Below are 16,371 nucleotides of genomic sequence, written 5' to 3' on the forward strand. Positions count from 1 at the left end.
GCAAACATATTTGTGCGTGCTCGGATAGCGTGAGCGCGACGTAACCGAGGAAGGCTCGATGTGGTCGACAATGACAATGTAATTCCGGTGTGGACGCTTGCTACAAAGCAGGCGGAGGTGCCCGCTATTCCGGACGAGGGAACCATGACGCCCGACCGACTGGCGGAGTTGCGGACAGTCCTGGCGGTGTTGGCCGAGACCCCGATCGCAACACTCGAGGCGCATCCGCTTCCGAAGTCGATCGACCTCGATCGAGGGATCTCCCTGGATAGTGCGAGTCCACTGGCTACCCATCTGTCGCAGCTGATCAGCCAGACATCCAAAGCTTCGTCGAGTTCAGCGGTCGCGAGTGGCGAGACGTTGTACCGCATGGTTGTCCCGGCAAAAGTCGCCGCGCAAGTTGGCAGTGGGCTGGTGAAACCGATGACGTCCAAGGCGGCGGCGGGTGGCGTGCACAGTGCGCTTATCGGATCTTCGGGGATTGCTGCGCAGGCCTCGTTCGTGCCTGTTGCAGGACAGGCAGCCGCGGTTGGTGCCGCTGGCGGGTCCGCCGCGACGGCAGGTCTTGCAGCAGCCAGTGCGGGTGCACTGACAGTCGCGGCTCCCCTGGTGTTGATGGCAGTCGCGGTTGGTGTCAGCGCCCACGCCGACCACAAGCGTGAACTCGCAATCGAGAACATCACCAAGTTACTCGAGAAGCTCCACGATGACGCGTTGCAAAAGGAACGTAACTCCCTGAACGGATGTCGGGGCGCGATCGACACTGCGACTGCGATTCTGCTCGATCAGGGACGCATCGGCGCGTCAGTTGGACTTGACTCCGCCGTACACGCGATCAGTGTCGGTATGGCGGATGCCGAAGGGCGACTGAAGAAATGGCAGCAGGGACTCGACGCATTGAAGACCGGTCGCGTCGAGCTCGATACTCTGTGAAAAGCGTTCACCGGAATCGACGAGGACGGTGGCGAGTTCCGCGCCCACCTCGAGCTTGCCGCACTCGCTATCGCGCTCAAGAAGCGTGTGATCGTCCTTCAAGCTGTGGAGCACGCTCAGATGGACGAAGCCAACCCTTTCGAGAGCTTCACTCGCGCGTTGAAGAGCGATCAGCAGCGTGTCGCGAAGTTGGAGTCGGGCATCGCGTCACTGCTCATGGGACTTTCCGAGCTGAGGCTTGACCGATCCCACGGTGTTCGTGATTTTGTGTTCAAGTCGAGTGAAGTCGACAAGATGCTGCGGACCGCATACCTGTTGCGGGAGTTGGGAGATGGGGTCGCAATGTCGGACAACGAATCCGACGTGGCGATCGAGATCGCAAGACGGCGTGATGGATCGGTTGTCGTCTTTCCCGCCCTGGCCGCCTAGTCCGAGCTGACTCGCACCGCAAATGAGCACGTAGCAGCCACTGGGTTCGTCGGTGGCTGCTACAGGTCCAGCCTCAGAGCGTCAGCAGCTTCTTCTGGACTTTGCCCATAGCGTTGCGGGGCAAGCTGTCGACCAGACAAACCTGGCGTGGGCGCTTGTGGATCGACAGTGATTCGGCGACGAAGTCCGAAACCACAGCGCAGTCGGCTACGTCGCCGACGATGAAGGCGACTATGCGCTGTCCGAGATCGTCGTCCGGCACACCGACGACGGCGGCCTCGCGAACGCCGGGGTATGCCAGAAGTGCCTGTTCCACCTCGCCTGCACCGATGCGGTATCCACCGGACTTGATCATGTCGACCGACTCGCGACCTACGATGCGGTGGAATCCGCTGTCGTCGATCACCGCGATGTCGCCGGTGCGGAACCAGCCGTCTTCGGTCATGGATTCCGCTGTCTTCGAGGGGTTCCCGAGGTACTCGTCGAAGAGAACGGCGCCCGCAACTTCCAGTTGCCCAAGCTGCTCTCCGTCGTGCGCCGACAGTTGGCCGTTCTCGCCGCGCAACCTCGTCCTGACTCCCGGAACGGCGTGCCCGACCCAACCCGGGCGACGTTCGCCGTCGTGCGTCGTGCTGACGGTGATGAGGGTTTCACTCATTCCGTAGCGCTCGACGGGAGCCAACCCGGTCAGCGATTTCATCCGCTCGAACAATGGAACCGGAAGTGGTGCACTTCCGGACACGAGCAAGCGCGCGGATCGCAATGCTGCTGCCGCCGAGGGCTCACCGCACACGCGTGACCAGACGGTCGGAACACCGAAGTACAACGAGCCACCCGCTGCGGCATACGAATCCGGAGTTGGTCTGAAGGTATGAATCAGCGGCGAACCCACGCGCAAGGCGCCCAACACGCCGAGAATCAACCCGTGGACGTGGAAGAGGGGCAGTCCGTGGACGAGTGTGTCCTCTGGCGTCCAATTCCACACATGAGCGAGCGCGTCGAGATCCGCAGCGATCGATGCTCGCGAGAGGACAACGCCTTTCGGAGCTCCGGTGGTTCCCGAGGTGTACATGATCAGTGCGGTAGCTGCCGCGCTCGGTTCGGGATAGGACGTCGCAGATCGCGCGTGAATATCGATGGGAATCAACGGGATACTCGAATCCGACGGTCCTTCTCCGAGTATCAGTTCGGCCTGGGAATCGGCGATGATGTGCTGACGTTCGAGCGGGCCGGAGTCCGGTGGGATCGGGACCACGGCAACACCGGCGATCAGCGCGCCGGCGACGGCGACCACTGTCTCGAGGCGGGCGGCGGCTTGTACTGCCACTCGCTGTGCACCGTGGATTCGATCGGCGACCGCGGTGGCGGCGGCAAACAAGTCGGCGCGAGAGAGGGTTGCGCCTTCGCCGAAACTGACCGCCGCTCCGTGGTCGTCGAAGATGCGGGGGTCGAGGGAGCGCAGAAGTGTGGATTCGCTGTTCATCGCGAGTTCCCTTTCTTTGAGCGAAGATTCAGACGGACCAGGGAACAACGAACATCAGCCAGGCGAGAATCGGCGTCACCACCATGATGGTCATGCCCCACCGCATCGTCAGCCCGAACACCACGTCGCGTTCTTCCGGAGCGGCGTTCGCGACCACCAGCGCGCCGTTGGTCGAGAACGGACTGCAATCGACCAGAGACGAGGAGATTGCCAGCGCGATGACCAGACCGGTTGCATTGACCTGACCGGTCATGAGGAATGGAATTGCCAAAGGGATGAGTGCGCCGAGGATTCCCGTGGTGGATGCAAACGCCGACACGATCGCGCCGATCAGACAGATCAAGAACGCCGCGAGAAGTGGAATCCCCACGTGTGCAACAGAATCCCCGAGCCACTGGACGGTGTTCTGGTTCTGCAGAAGAGCGACGTACGTGACGATTCCGCCGATGAGGAGCACGGTGCCCCAGCTGATCTTGTCGACGGCGCCGCGGGCGGAGGCCGGGAAGATCAGGGTGAGAAGTACCGCGACGGTCAGTGCGGTGAATCCGACGTCGAGGTCGAACACCAAGGCGCCGAGTGCAAGCGACGCCAGTCCGAGCAGGGTGAGTCGCCGCTCGAGATTGAGCGCTCCCTCGTGCGGAGCGGCCCCACCCGAGGACTTGCCGCCACCCTTCGAGCTGTCGCTGGAACCCGAACCGGTGATGGTGTCGCCACCGCCAGACGCATTGCCGACTGCGTTGACGAGCACGCGTTCGGAGGCGCCGCGCGCAATCAGTGCGCGTCCGCCGAACGAGACGTACGCGATGGCAGCAACAACGGCCGCGGCCGCGAAGGTCGAGACGAACAGCAAGGCCGGGCTCGACGGGAGGCCGTTCTGACGCATGACGTCGTTGGTGATCACACCGAAGATTCCGATAGGGGAGAAGCTGCCCGCCGTTGCGCCCTGGACGACCATGAAGCCCATCAGCATGGGGTGGATCCGGTAGCGGGTGGCGAAGCCCATTGCCACAGGCGCGATGATGGCGACGGCAGCGGGACTGACCGCGCCCATGGCGGTGACGGCCGCGCACACCGCGAACATCGCCCACGGCACGAGGGCCACTCGTCCTCTGACCGCGCGGACTGCCGCGTGAATGATCCAGTCGACCGTGCCGTTGTTTCTGGCCAGCGCGAACAGGTAGGTGACGCCGACCAGGATGACGAAGAGGCTGGCCGGGAAGCCGTCGAGGATCTCGCTGGTATCGACGGTGAAGACCAGTGTTCCGACGACGAAGGCAGCCACCAGGGCGAGCGCACCCATGTTCACCGACCTCACGGTGGATATGACGAACACCAGGACAAGTACTGACAGGGCTATGACATTTGCCATCGAACTCTCAATCCGTTCGCGACCAGCTTGTGGTCTGCATCACTTGGAATTGGCCTAGCCTCTCTGCCACTGCTCCATTTGTCAAGTACACTCCGAGGCATGAATTCGACGTCATCGCCCGGCTCGCGCTCGGGCCTGCCCGGACGATTGAAGCGTCCGCGTCTGTATGAGCAGTTGGCCGAGCACATTTCGAATTTCATCGAGGCTCAAGGCCTTTCGCCCGGCGATCGGCTTCCTCCCGAACGCAGCCTGGCTGCCGAACTCGGCGTCAGTCGAGCGTCGCTGGCTCAAGCGCTCGTGGCCCTCGAGATTCGGGGCAGAGTCGAAATCCAGCACGGTAACGGTGCGGTGATTCGCGAAGCTCCGACGCCCGACGCGGGTAGGTCTGCAGACTCGGGAGTGCGGTTGCAAGACCGAACCGTCGATGAACTGACTGCTGCCAGGGAGGCGATCATGGCCGGCCTGGCTCGGGCGGCGGCGTCGAATCCCAACGCTGCGCTTCGGGTCGCGATGTTGACCGACGACGGGACCGCGAGAAACTTCGCCGAGACATGGCGCTGCGTCAGGCACCTGGCCGGTGGCGGCCTATTGGCTGATCTCGACGACACCATCGCCAAGCAGGCAGACGTGCCCGAGTCCTCGGCGCGACTGTCTGCGCGACTCGATCAGCTCGCCCACCGGATCATCGACGGTGACCAATCGGGCGCCGCTGACGCTGTTGCGGGAATCCTCTCCGAAACGGCCTGACGAATAACGACGGACGAGCGTCGGAAAAGCGCACGATAACCACTATGAGCATGTTCGCTCACAGGAAACTGTGCTGCGACGTAGCCCGGGAACCTGATCGGCAATGCGCACGTTGAACACAGTGACGACCGTTCCAACCAAGCGGCACGGCCGCTGGCGGGCATCGATGGGGCCGATCGCGGTAACCTGCAGGTGTCCGGTTGGCAGCCGGAAGGCGACCTGGCAGACCCGCACTCTCGAAAGGACCGGCCACATCGGCCGACCTGTATGAACCGTAAGACTGTGTTCCGTAACGTGCTACTCGTAGCCGTCGTGCTGTTGGTGATCTATGCCTTCAGCTACTTCAGCAACGACACCCGCGACTTCAAGACCGTCGACACCTCGGTCGCGATCTCCCAACTCGACGCCAAGAACGTTGAGTCGGCGCAGATCGACGACCGTGAGCAGCAGGTTCGTCTGTGGCTCAAGAACGGCAACGACGCCACCGACGGTAAGACGCAGATCCTGGCGAAGTACCCCGCGAGTGCGTCGGAGCAGATCTTCGACAAGGTCGAAGGCGCCGGTGCGGACAAGTTCAACACGACGGTCACTCAGGAGAGCTGGCTGACGTCGATCCTTCTATTCGTGCTGCCGATGATCATTCTGTTCGGCATCTTCTTCTTCGTCATGAACCGGATGCAGGGCGGCGGTGGTCGCGGCGGAGTCATGGGATTCGGTAAGTCGAAGGCCAAGCAGCTCACCAAGGACATGCCGAAAACCACGTTCGCCGACGTCGCCGGTGCGGACGAGGCTGTCGAAGAGCTGTACGAGATCAAGGACTTCCTGCAGAACCCGGCTCGCTACCAGGCGCTCGGCGCCAAGATTCCGCGCGGTGTGCTGCTGTACGGCCCTCCCGGAACCGGTAAGACGCTGCTCGCTCGCGCTGTCGCAGGCGAAGCCGGCGTCCCGTTCTTCACCATCTCCGGCTCGGACTTCGTCGAGATGTTCGTCGGTGTCGGTGCTTCGCGTGTTCGCGACATGTTCGAGCAGGCCAAGCAGAACAGCCCCTGCATCATCTTCGTCGACGAGATCGACGCCGTCGGTCGTCAGCGCGGCGCAGGCCTGGGCGGCGGACACGACGAGCGCGAGCAGACGCTCAACCAGTTGCTCGTCGAGATGGACGGCTTCGGTGATCGCACCGGCATCATCTTGATCGCCGCAACCAACCGCCCCGACATCCTCGACCCCGCACTGCTGCGTCCGGGACGCTTCGATCGCCAGATTCCGGTCGGCGCCCCCGACCTCGCCGGTCGCCGCGCGATCCTGCGCGTGCACTCGCAGGGCAAGCCGATCGATCCCAACGCCGACCTCGAAGGTCTCGCCAAGCGGACCGTCGGAATGTCGGGTGCTGATCTCGCCAACGTCATCAACGAGGCTGCGCTGCTCACCGCACGCGAAAACGGGACCGTCATCACCGAAGCCTCGCTCGAGGAATCGGTGGACCGTGTTGTCGGTGGACCGCGGCGTAAGAGTCGCATCATCAGCGAGCACGAGAAGAAGATCACGGCGTACCACGAGGGCGGTCACACGCTGGCTGCTTGGGCAATGCCTGACATCGAGCCGGTCTACAAGGTCACGATCCTCGCTCGCGGACGCACCGGCGGCCACGCGATGACCGTGCCCGAGGACGACAAGGGTTTGATGACGCGTTCGGAGATGATCGCTCGTCTCGTCATGGCAATGGGTGGACGCGCCGCCGAGGAGTTGGTGTTCCACGAGCCCACCACCGGAGCGTCGTCCGATATCGACATGGCGACCAAGATCGCCCGCGCGATGGTCACCGAATACGGCATGAGTGCCAAGCTCGGCGCGGTTCGCTACGGACAGGAGGGCGGGGATCCGTTCCTCGGCCGTTCGATGGGCGTTCAGTCCGACTACTCACACGAGATCGCCCGTGAAATCGACGAAGAGGTGCGCAACCTCATCGAGGCAGCGCACACCGAAGCGTGGGCAATCCTCAACGAGTACCGCGATGCGCTCGACCTCATCGCTACCGAACTGCTCGAGCGTGAGACGTTGACTCGCAAGGACCTCGAGAAGATCCTTGCCGGCGTCGAAAAGCGTCCGCGCATCACGGCTTTCAACGATTTCGGTGGGCGTACGCCTTCGGATCGTCCGCCGGTGAAGACTCCTCGCGAACTCGCGATCGAGCGCGGCGAAACCTGGCCGGAGCCCGCTGCCGCACCTGTTCTCGTCAAGGCAGGTGCACCCAACAGCGGTGTCCCCAACGGTGGTCTCCCCAACAACGGTGGTCTCCCCAACAACGGTGGTCTCCCCAACAACGGCAACCAGGGACCCTCGAACGGCTACGCACAGCCTTCGTACCCGCAGCCGAGTGCTCCGCAGCAGACTCCGCAACCGGGAACACCCGACTACGGAGCGCCCGCCGGATGGTCGGCACCGGGTTGGCCTCCGCGTGAGAACCCGTCGCCGACGTACCCCGGACAGCAGTCGGGTGGGTACACCGGTGGACAGAATCCGACCCCGCCGAACCAGTCGCAGGGCCAGTACGGTCAGCCCCAACACGGTCAGCCCCAGCCCGATCAGGGGCAGTACGGCCAGCCGCACCCGGGGCAGCAGGCGTACCCGGAGCAGCCGCATCCCGGCCGCCGTTACCCCGCGCAGCCCGATTACCCGGTGCAGTACCCGGACAGTGGACCCTTCGCCGATCCGAACCGGGGAAACCCGTCGGGTGAAAACCAGTGGCAGAGCCCCGCACCGGAACAGCCGCAAACTCCTCCGCCGCATCATTCGGCTGAGGACGAGGGACCGAGCACCGTTCGCTGGGACGGACCGGACGGATCTCGCTGACCTTGCGCCACTAGGCTCTGCGGCGGGGGACCTGTGAACAATTCTCGAGGAGAGTTCGGTTGTCGGTGAATGATGTGGCCAGTGAACTGGTGTCGCTCGGAACGGGCCGCCCGTTCGATCAGGCGCGGGCAGAGGCTGCCGTACGGGAATTGTTGATCGCGGTCGGTGAAGATCCGGAGCGCCCAGGCCTGCTCGATACGCCGGCCCGGGTTGCGCGCTCGTACAAGGAGATCTTCGCGGGTCTGTACTCCGAACCCGACGACGCGTTGAACACAACTTTCGACGAGGGTCACCAGGAGTTGGTGCTCGTGCGAGACATTCCGATGTTCTCGACGTGCGAGCACCACCTGGTGTCCTTCCACGGTGTTGCTCACGTTGGCTACATCCCAGGAAAGTCGGGCAAGGTCACCGGTTTGTCGAAGCTCGCGCGCGTCGTCGACCTGTACGCCAAGCGTCCGCAGGTTCAAGAACGCCTGACCAGTCAGATCGCGGATGCTTTGATGCGCAAGCTCGACCCGCGTGGAGCCATCGTCGTCATCGAAGCCGAGCATCTGTGCATGGCGATGCGCGGTATCCGCAAGCCCGGAGCCAGCACGACCACGTCTGCGGTTCGTGGGCTCCTGCAATCCAGCGCGGCCTCGCGGTCCGAAGCGCTGGACCTCATCCTGCGTAAGTGAGCAAGATGTCCGCGGCTCCCGTTGCAGGCAGCGATCCGGCCCGGATGGTCGTGATGGGGATTCTGAACGTCACCGCCGATTCGTTTTCCGACGGTGGTCAATTTCTCGATCGTGACGCGGCGATCGCTCGCGGACTCGAACTGCAACGCATCGGCGTCGACATCGTCGACGTCGGCGGCGAGTCGACGCGTCCCGGAGCCACCCGCGTCGATCCGAAACTCGAGGCGGACCGAATTGCCCCGGTGATCGAAGAACTCGTGGCAGCCGGAATTCGCGTCAGCGTCGACACGATGCGTGCTTCGATCGCCGCCGCCGCGATCGAAGCGGGCGCAGGCATCGTCAACGACGTATCGGGCGGTCGCGCAGACCCCGACATGGCCTCCGTTGTGGCCGACGCCGGAGTGCCCTGGATCCTCATGCATTGGCGCTCGGCCGGTGACTACGTCCATCGTGGCAGCGCCGATCACTACGACGACGTGGTCCGCGACGTCCGTGACGAACTGCTGTCGCAGGTCGATCTGGCGTTGAAAGCAGGGGTCGATTCGTCGTCGATCATCCTCGACCCCGGCCTCGGGTTCGCGAAGAACGCCGACCACAACTGGGCCCTGTTGCGAGCACTACCCGAGTTCAACGCGACCGGATTCCCGGTACTGGTCGGCGCTTCCCGCAAGCGGTTCCTGGGGTCTCTGCTCAGCGATCCCGACGGCAATCCGCGTCCACCTGGTGGCCGCGAGACTGCGACGGCCGTGGTCTCCGCCCTTGCAGCGCGCGAAGGCGCCTGGGGAGTTCGGGTGCACGACGCACAAGCTTCGCTCGACGCCATTGCCGTGGTCGACGCCTGGAACCGTGGACGAGAAAGGGCCTGACATGGGGGACCGAATCGAATTGCGCGGACTGAAGGTTCGCGGCAATCACGGAGTGTTCGACCACGAGAAGCGTGACGGTCAGGACTTCTTCATCGACATCACCGTGTGGATGGACTTGGCTCCCGCCGCGGCGTCGGACGACCTGACGCAGACCCTGCACTACGGCGAGTTGGCGGAAGCCGCCGCAGCGATAGTCGCCGGCCCGTCGCGCGATCTCATCGAGACCGTCGCCGCGGAGATCGCCGACGACGTCATGAAAGATTCGCGAGTCGAGAGCGTCGAGGTTGTTGTCCACAAACCGTCGGCACCGATTCCGCTGGTTTTTGCGGACGTCGCCGTCGTCGCACATCGGACCCGATCGGCATGACGCGCGCTGTACTGTCGATCGGTTCCAACATCGGCGACAGCGTGGCTCACCTGCAGTCCGTTGTCGACGGGTTGGGCAGCGCCGTCGTTGCTGTCTCACCGGTCTACTCGACCGCGCCGTGGGGTGGCGTCGAGCAGCAGGATTTCTACAACGCGGTGGTGGTGGTCGACGATCCCGAAGCCGATGCCGCTGAATGGCTTCGCCGCTCGCAAGCTCTCGAGGAAGCCGCAGACCGGGTGCGCGAACAGCGGTGGGGGCCACGGAGCCTGGACGTGGACGTAGTCGACTGCGAAGGCGTCGTCAGTTCCGATCCCGTGCTCACACTTCCGCATCCGCGCGCGCATCTTCGGGCATTCGTTCTCGTTCCTTGGCTGGACGTCGAGCCTGACGCGACGCTGATCGTCGACGGCCAGAAGTTGCCGGTGGCACAAATTCTCGACGGCCTCGATAGCACTGAGCGCGAAGGTGTCCGCACTACCGATGTGGTGCTTGCGCGGTGACCGAAAACGACAAGGGTTTGAAGCCGACCCGGATCAGTGAACTCGCGGTACTCGCCGCAGTGGCGGCCGTGGCCACCTGGATTCTGATTCGCGTGTTCTACGGTTCGATGCCGCCCATCCCTGTTTATGCGGGAGCGTCGCTGTACTTCGTGGCCGTTGCCGAGGCCGTCTTCGCTTTTGTCATTCGTTCACGCGTCAAGAACCGGCAGGTCGGCGACGGGCTCAGACAGCTTCATCCGATCACCGCCGCCCGAGCGCTGGCATTGGCCAAAGCATCCGCTTTGGTCGGTTCAGCTACCGTCGGTGTCTGGGTCGGAGTGCTGGTGTATCTCATCCCACAGCGCTCGGTTCTGCAGGCTGCAGCCTCCGACACGCCGGGCGCGTGGGTGGGGTTGGGCGCCGCAATTGCGCTGGTAGCGGCAGCTCTGTGGCTCGAACATTGTTGCAAGACGCCGGAAGATACACCTGACGAGCCTGCGCACTGACAGCCTGGTCGGCAAATCACCCACCGAGGTACGTGGCGACCCCGGTCTCGGCAAGTACCCTGGCAACCATGACAAATTCTGGTCGATCGAAGTCTGCGCGCCGAAGCAAGCGCAGCGCGAGCCAGATGATCATTGCTGCTCTTCTGGCACTTGCTGTCATTGCTTCGCTGTTTCTGATTTTCAGTAACAGCGTTCAGCTTCTTCGGGTGGGTCTGGTCGTCGCTCTGTGGGCAGCCACCCTCGGCGCTATCGCCATGACCAAGTATCGGCGTGAGTCGGCACTGGACAAAGCCAAGGTCGCCGATCTGCAGACCGTGTACGAACTGCAGCTCGAACGTGAAATTTCTGCTCGACGCGAGTACGAACTGAGCGTCGAAGGTCGCGTGCGACGTGAGGTGACCGCGGACGCGGAGGAGCTGGCCGGGTTGCGTGCCGAATTGGTAGCGCTGCGCCGAAACCTCGAAGCACTGTTCGAAGGTGGGCTGCTGCCCGAACAGACCGCGCTCAAGACCGATTCGACGCGAGTGCCGGAACTTGGCGGTAGTTCGTACGGCGCGTACCAGCCGGCACCGTCGGGGTTGTACGTTCCCGGCGCCGGCCAGAGCGGGCCCAGCCAACCGGCACCGAACGTCGGCGGCTTGGCTTCGCCCAACGACGATCCGGTGACTGCTGAGACAACCGTCGTGTTCGCGGAGACGTCGTGGCGTGACAGCAGCTTCGTGGCGCCGCGCGTCATCCCGACCCAGAAGTCTCGAGAGACGCAGAAGCCACAAGAGACGCAGAAGCCCCAGAGCGGGAACCAAGCACCGAGTTCTCCGGTGAGTTCCTCGCCGACACGAACGGTGAAAGACGTTCCGGTGAAGAAGGATTCGGAGCCGGTCGCGCCGGTCGAGCCTGAAGTCAAGGCTCCCGCCCAGGCCCCGAACATCGAAGATGCCGTCATCGAAGACGCTGTCGTCGAAGAGGTGCCCGCGGTTGTTCCCGCGGTTGTTCCCGAAGCTGTCGCGGAAGCTGAACCCGAATCCGCTGCGGAGTCTGACGCGGAGCCGCGACGTCGTCGCCGTGCTGCCCCGGAAGATGCCGCCAGTGGTGCTCATTCCAACGGATTGACCGTCGCCGAAATCATGGCAAACCTGAGTTCGAACAACCCGTCCGAAGGCTCCGGTCGACGCCGTCGCCGAGAGGACTGAGTCGCAGATCACTCGCCCGGCCATGGCATGACGGTTCGGGCGAAGGATATCCTCGGACGCAGAACGTCTGGTACCCGCCGAGCGGGACTGGAACGAACGAGAGGAATCCGGTGACTTCCTTCGGGATCACTAATGGACCTGCACCTGCGCGATTGACGGTAGGAATTGTCTCAGCAGGCCGGGTCGGAACAGCTGTCGGTGCCGCATTGGAGCGAGCCGGTCATGTTGTCAGCGCTTGCTCCGCCGTCTCCAGCGCCTCGGTTGCCCGCGCTGTGAAGCGGCTTCCCGATACCGAAATTCTTCCGGCTGCCGACGTCGCAGCTCGTTCCGAGTTGCTGATTCTCGCCGTTCCTGACGATCAGCTTGCGGATCTTGTTCGAGGTCTGGCGGCCACCCATGCCGTCAAGCCGGGCACGCTCGTCGCCCATACGTCCGGTGCCAACGGGATCGCGATCCTGACTCCACTCACCGAACTGGGCGCACTACCCCTGGCTATCCATCCGGCGATGACGTTCACCGGTCACGACGAGGACACCGCACGGCTGTCGTCGGCATGCTTCGGAATCACCGCTGCCGACGACATCGGTTACGCGATCGCGCAGTCACTGGTCCTCGAGATCGGCGGCGAGCCCGTCCGAGTGCGCGAGGAGAACCGCGCGCTCTACCACGCCGCACTGGCTCACGGCAGTAATCACCTGGTCACGCTCGTGGTCGACGCCGTCGAGGCCCTGCGAGCGTCGTTGCAAGGTGACGAGCTGCTCGGTCAGCAGTTGGTCGACGGCGATCCGGGTGGAGTGGCCGAGCGAGTCCTGCAGCCGCTGCTGTCGGCGGCCTTGGACAACGCGCTACGACGCGGTCCCTCGGCGTTGACCGGCCCGGTGGCACGCGGCGACGCTGCTGCTGTCGACACACATTTGCGCGTACTGACAGACCTGGATCCGGAGCTCGCTGCCGGCTATCGGGCGATGTCCTTGCGATCGGCCCAGCGGGTGGGCGCCCCCACCGAATTGTTCGACATCTTGACTGAAACGGGAGGTGACCGTCGTGAGTGATCTGCAGGGCGGATACAAGCGCGGCGAACTGACGGTGCACCACGATCCGGACAAGCTTCGGCGCGTCTCGCGGGCACTGCGAGGTGTCGGGCGTCAGGTGGCGCTCGTTCCGACGATGGGTGCGCTGCATGCCGGCCACATCGAACTGGTTCGTCAGGCCAAGGTCACCGGCGCCGTCGTGATCGTTTCCATCTTCGTGAACCCGCTCCAGTTCGGTGCCGGCGAAGATCTGGACGCGTACCCGCGCACTCTCGATGCGGATCTCGACCTGTTGCGCGCCGAGGGCGTCGAATTGGTGTTCGCGCCGAGCGCCAAGACGATGTACCCGCGTGGTCAGCGCACCACCATCGTGCCGGGCCCGTTGGGTAGCGAACTCGAAGGCGGAGCGCGCCCCACTCACTTCGCGGGAATGCTGACGGTAGTGGCGAAGCTGCTGCAGATCGCGGCACCCAATCACGCGTACTTCGGTGAGAAGGACTACCAGCAGCTGACGCTCATCCGTCAGATGGTGTGGGATCTCAACTTCGATGTACAGATCATCGGAGTTCCGACGGTTCGCGAGTTCGACGGCCTCGCGTTGTCCTCTCGCAATCGCTACCTCGACGAGAACCAGCGCGCGGCAGCGGTCGCGCTGTCCGCCGCTCTGATCGCCGGTGCACACGCGGCGGCTGGGGGAGCGGAAGCAATCCTGGAAACCGCACGCGCTGTTCTGGCAGCTGTTCCGGAAATCGAGGTCGACTACCTCGAGGTTCGGGGCGTCGATCTGGGCCCCGCGCCCGAGCGAGGTGACGGTCGACTGTTGGTGGCCGCCAAGCTCGGAACCACCCGTTTGATCGACAACGTCGGTGTCGCGGTGGGAACCGGCTTCCTCGAGCGTGACACCGACCCATCCGCCGACGCCATCGACGACCTGCTGTCTCACTGAGCACTTTTCACGAGTAAGGACCTGGATATGTTTCGCACGATGATGAAGTCGAAGATCCACCGCGCCACCGTGACTCACGCCGACCTGCATTACGTCGGCTCCGTCACCGTCGACCAGGATCTGATGGACGCCGCAGACCTCCTCGAAGGCGAACAGGTGTGCATCGTCGACATCGACAACGGTGCGCGTCTCGAGACGTATGTCATTGCCGGCGAGCGCGGAACCGGTGTCATCGGAATCAATGGTGCGGCAGCGCATCTGGTCAAGCCAGGCGACCTGGTCATCCTCATCGCCTACGGCGTGATGAACGAGCAGGAAGTCAAGGAGTACTCCCCGCGCGTAGTCTTCGTCGATGCCGACAACAAGCAGATCGAACTCGGTTCCGACCCGGCTCACGCGCCGGAGGGTTCGGGTCTGATCACCCCACGCATGCTGTCGACGCTCGAGGCCTCGCGCGAATCCAGCCTGGTGTAATCCATGCTGCTCACGGTCGACGTCCGGAACACCAACATCGTTCTCGGTCTGTTCTCCGGGACTGGTGAGTATTCGAAGCTGTTGCAGGACTGGCGAATGCGAACCGATCCTCGGATGACTGCCGACGAGTTGGCGTTGACCTTCCGTGGGCTGTTGGGTTCTCATGTCGATCAGATCACCGGCGTTGCGGCGCTGTCGACAGTGCCGTCCGTCTTGCGTGAAATCCGTGTGATGCTCGAGCGGTACTGGGGTCACGTTCCCCATGTGGTGGTCGAACCGGGTATTCGCACCGGTGTGCCACTGCTGGTGGACAACCCCAAAGAGGTGGGAGCCGACCGGATCGTCAACAGCCTTGCCGCTCATCATCTTTACGAGGGGCCATGCATTGTCGTGGACTTCGGTACGTCGACCTGTGTCGACGTCGTTTCCGCCAAGGGTGAGTTTCTGGGCGGCTGCATCGCGCCCGGACTCGAGATCTCGACCGATGCCTTGGCGTCGCAGTCCGCTGCGCTGCGCAAGGTCGAATTGGTGCGCCCGCGTTCGGTGGTCGGCAAGAATACCGTCGAATGCATGCAGTCCGGTGCGGTATTCGGCTTTGCGGGCCTCGTCGACGGATTGGTCAACCGCGTCCGCGACGAACTACCGGAGTTCGGTGGTGACGACGTCTCCGTGATCGCGACCGGGGACAGCGCACCGCTGATCATTCCCGAGTCCGACACCATCGATCACCTCGAACGGGACCTCACCCTCGAGGGGCTGAGGTTGGTCTTCGAGCGCAATCAGGCGCGTCGTGGATCCGGTCGACGACCCGTCGCCTGATCGATGGTTTCGTTCCAGCGGTTTCGCGATTGCAAAAGTTATGCCACAATGGTGCTCGTGAATCGCTGCATGGGTGCTCAGGAGTGTTGTCGAGGCTGACCGCTGCCTTGACCAATTCACATTCCTTGGAGCTAGCTCGTGCTATCCACATATTCTGCAGATCTCTCTGTTTTGGCCCCGACTCTTACTGCTGACCGTGCTGTTTCCGCAGGTCGTAGCGCTAACCGTGGGGCGTCCGGACGTCGCCCGAGTGGTGCGTCGTTGCCTACCCGCCTTCGCCCGGCCGATCTGCTGCGTCTGACCGACGAGGGAGCAAACGGCGTGCTCGACGGCCGTTTCGATCACCTCATCCCCGACACCTTCCCGACGCTCGACCGTTGGTCCACCCGCTTGCACGCGGACGACGACGTCGATGTGTGGCTCATCAGTTGGGTGCCCGAACGCAACACCGAATTGCACGACCACGCAGGCTCGTTCGGCGCCTTGACCGTCCTCAGTGGTTCGCTCACCGAATTCCGTTGGGCCGGTGACTCCCTGGTGGAACGCCAGCTCGACGCCGGCGATCAGGCTTCGTTCCCGCTCGGATGGGTTCACGATGTCGTGCGTTCGACGGATGCTCCCGGTGCTCCGATCGAAATCAGCTCTGATGCACCGACTCTGAGTGTTCACGCCTACTCGCCGCCGCTGACGGCAATGTCCTTCTACGAAGTGACGGATCACCGGACACTTCGCCGCACCCGTACCGAGCTGACCGACCTGCCCGAGGGGGGCACCAAATGACCATCGACCAAATGCTCGACGACGCTCGCGCACAGATCGATCGTATGTACGTCTTCCAGCTCACCGAAGCCTTCCACCGCGGCGCGATCTTCGTCGACATTCGCCCGCAGGCGCAGCGCGCCATCGAGGGAACTCTTCCCGGTGCACTCGCGATCGAGCGGAACGTGCTCGAATGGCGCCTCGACCCCACCAGCAGCGCACACCTCGCGTTGGCCACCGACCACGACGTCGAGTGGGTGATCGTCTGCTCCGAGGGCTACACCTCGAGCCTGGCCGCAGCGTCGTTGCAGCAGTTGGGTCTGCACAAGGCCACCGATCTCGTGGGCGGGTACCAGGCGATCAAGGCCGCCGGCCTGCTCGGTGCGCTGAGCGGAGTTCGTCATTGCTCCCGCGAGTTGGCGGCGGTTTCGGCTCATTGAGGTATT

At 63.5% G+C, this 16,371-nt stretch carries 16 protein-coding genes and 1 pseudogene; 15 read left to right on the plus strand and 2 right to left on the minus strand.

What is annotated here, in order from left to right; translation table 11 throughout:
• Nucleotides 1–60 precede the first annotated feature (60 nt).
• A pseudogene (locus AOT96_RS13880) lies at nt 61–1,362 on the plus strand (hypothetical protein).
• A gap of 73 nt (nt 1,363–1,435) precedes the next feature.
• Here AOT96_RS13880 and AOT96_RS13885 read toward each other — a convergent pair.
• On the minus strand, nt 1,436–2,845 hold the full coding sequence (locus AOT96_RS13885) for an acyl-CoA synthetase (protein ID WP_065351892.1): 1,410 nt from the start codon (nt 2,843–2,845) through the stop codon (nt 1,436–1,438).
• A gap of 28 nt (nt 2,846–2,873) precedes the next feature.
• The gene (locus AOT96_RS13890) at nt 2,874–4,214 is read right to left on the minus strand and encodes an SLC13 family permease (protein ID WP_064111369.1); all 1,341 of its coding nucleotides are present in this window, start codon (nt 4,212–4,214) and stop codon (nt 2,874–2,876) included.
• Between the two features lie 99 nt (nt 4,215–4,313).
• On the opposite strand from AOT96_RS13890, the gene AOT96_RS13895 reads away from it, so the two are divergent.
• From AOT96_RS13895 to AOT96_RS13960, 14 genes are all read left to right on the plus strand, one after another.
• Nucleotides 4,314–4,961, plus strand: coding sequence for a FadR/GntR family transcriptional regulator (locus AOT96_RS13895; protein ID WP_007727006.1), 648 nt, complete (start codon nt 4,314–4,316; stop codon nt 4,959–4,961).
• 267 nt (nt 4,962–5,228) lie between these two features.
• Entirely contained in the window at nt 5,229–7,811 is a 2,583-nt protein-coding gene (gene ftsH, locus AOT96_RS13900) for an ATP-dependent zinc metalloprotease FtsH (RefSeq protein WP_058227239.1), read from the plus strand.
• Nucleotides 7,812–7,870: 59 nt separating this feature from the next.
• Nucleotides 7,871–8,488: a GTP cyclohydrolase I FolE gene (gene folE / locus AOT96_RS13905; RefSeq protein WP_019746783.1), complete on the plus strand. Its 618-nt coding sequence runs from the start codon at nt 7,871–7,873 to the stop codon at nt 8,486–8,488.
• Between the two features lie 5 nt (nt 8,489–8,493).
• Nucleotides 8,494–9,354, plus strand: a complete 861-nt coding sequence (gene folP / locus AOT96_RS13910; RefSeq protein ID WP_065352847.1) for a dihydropteroate synthase — start codon at nt 8,494–8,496, stop codon at nt 9,352–9,354.
• Nucleotide 9,355: 1 nt separating this feature from the next.
• A complete protein-coding gene (gene folB / locus AOT96_RS13915) occupies nt 9,356–9,721 on the plus strand; it encodes a dihydroneopterin aldolase (protein WP_003945780.1) in 366 nt (121 codons plus the stop codon).
• Nucleotides 9,718–10,221: a 2-amino-4-hydroxy-6-hydroxymethyldihydropteridine diphosphokinase gene (gene folK / locus AOT96_RS13920; protein ID WP_042923562.1), complete on the plus strand. Its 504-nt coding sequence runs from the start codon at nt 9,718–9,720 to the stop codon at nt 10,219–10,221. Before folB ends, folK begins: the two co-directional genes overlap by 4 nt.
• A 17-nt stretch (nt 10,222–10,238) precedes the next feature.
• Entirely contained in the window at nt 10,239–10,706 is a 468-nt protein-coding gene (locus AOT96_RS13925; protein ID WP_153213529.1) for a DUF3180 domain-containing protein, read from the plus strand.
• 68 nt (nt 10,707–10,774) lie between these two features.
• The gene (locus AOT96_RS13930; protein WP_197523638.1) at nt 10,775–11,896 is read left to right on the plus strand and encodes a DUF6779 domain-containing protein; all 1,122 of its coding nucleotides are present in this window, start codon (nt 10,775–10,777) and stop codon (nt 11,894–11,896) included.
• 110 nt (nt 11,897–12,006) lie between these two features.
• The gene (locus AOT96_RS13935) at nt 12,007–12,948 is read left to right on the plus strand and encodes a Rossmann-like and DUF2520 domain-containing protein (protein ID WP_003945822.1); all 942 of its coding nucleotides are present in this window, start codon (nt 12,007–12,009) and stop codon (nt 12,946–12,948) included.
• The gene (gene panC / locus AOT96_RS13940; RefSeq protein WP_003945953.1) at nt 12,941–13,873 is read left to right on the plus strand and encodes a pantoate--beta-alanine ligase; all 933 of its coding nucleotides are present in this window, start codon (nt 12,941–12,943) and stop codon (nt 13,871–13,873) included. The genes AOT96_RS13935 and panC overlap by 8 nt, the downstream gene beginning before the upstream one ends.
• 27 nt (nt 13,874–13,900) lie before the next feature.
• Nucleotides 13,901–14,347, plus strand: a complete 447-nt coding sequence (gene panD / locus AOT96_RS13945; RefSeq protein WP_003945761.1) for an aspartate 1-decarboxylase — start codon at nt 13,901–13,903, stop codon at nt 14,345–14,347.
• 3 nt (nt 14,348–14,350) lie between these two features.
• Nucleotides 14,351–15,166, plus strand: coding sequence for a type III pantothenate kinase (locus AOT96_RS13950; RefSeq protein ID WP_007726991.1), 816 nt, complete (start codon nt 14,351–14,353; stop codon nt 15,164–15,166).
• A gap of 261 nt (nt 15,167–15,427) precedes the next feature.
• Nucleotides 15,428–15,946, plus strand: a complete 519-nt coding sequence (locus AOT96_RS13955) for a cysteine dioxygenase (RefSeq protein WP_058039264.1) — start codon at nt 15,428–15,430, stop codon at nt 15,944–15,946.
• Entirely contained in the window at nt 15,943–16,365 is a 423-nt protein-coding gene (locus AOT96_RS13960) for a rhodanese-like domain-containing protein (RefSeq protein ID WP_003945445.1), read from the plus strand. The genes AOT96_RS13955 and AOT96_RS13960 overlap by 4 nt, the downstream gene beginning before the upstream one ends.
• Nucleotides 16,366–16,371 lie beyond the last annotated feature (6 nt).

It is taken from the genome of Rhodococcus sp. 008 (assembly GCF_001682295.1).
Taxonomy (GTDB): domain Bacteria; phylum Actinomycetota; class Actinomycetes; order Mycobacteriales; family Mycobacteriaceae; genus Rhodococcus_F; species Rhodococcus_F qingshengii.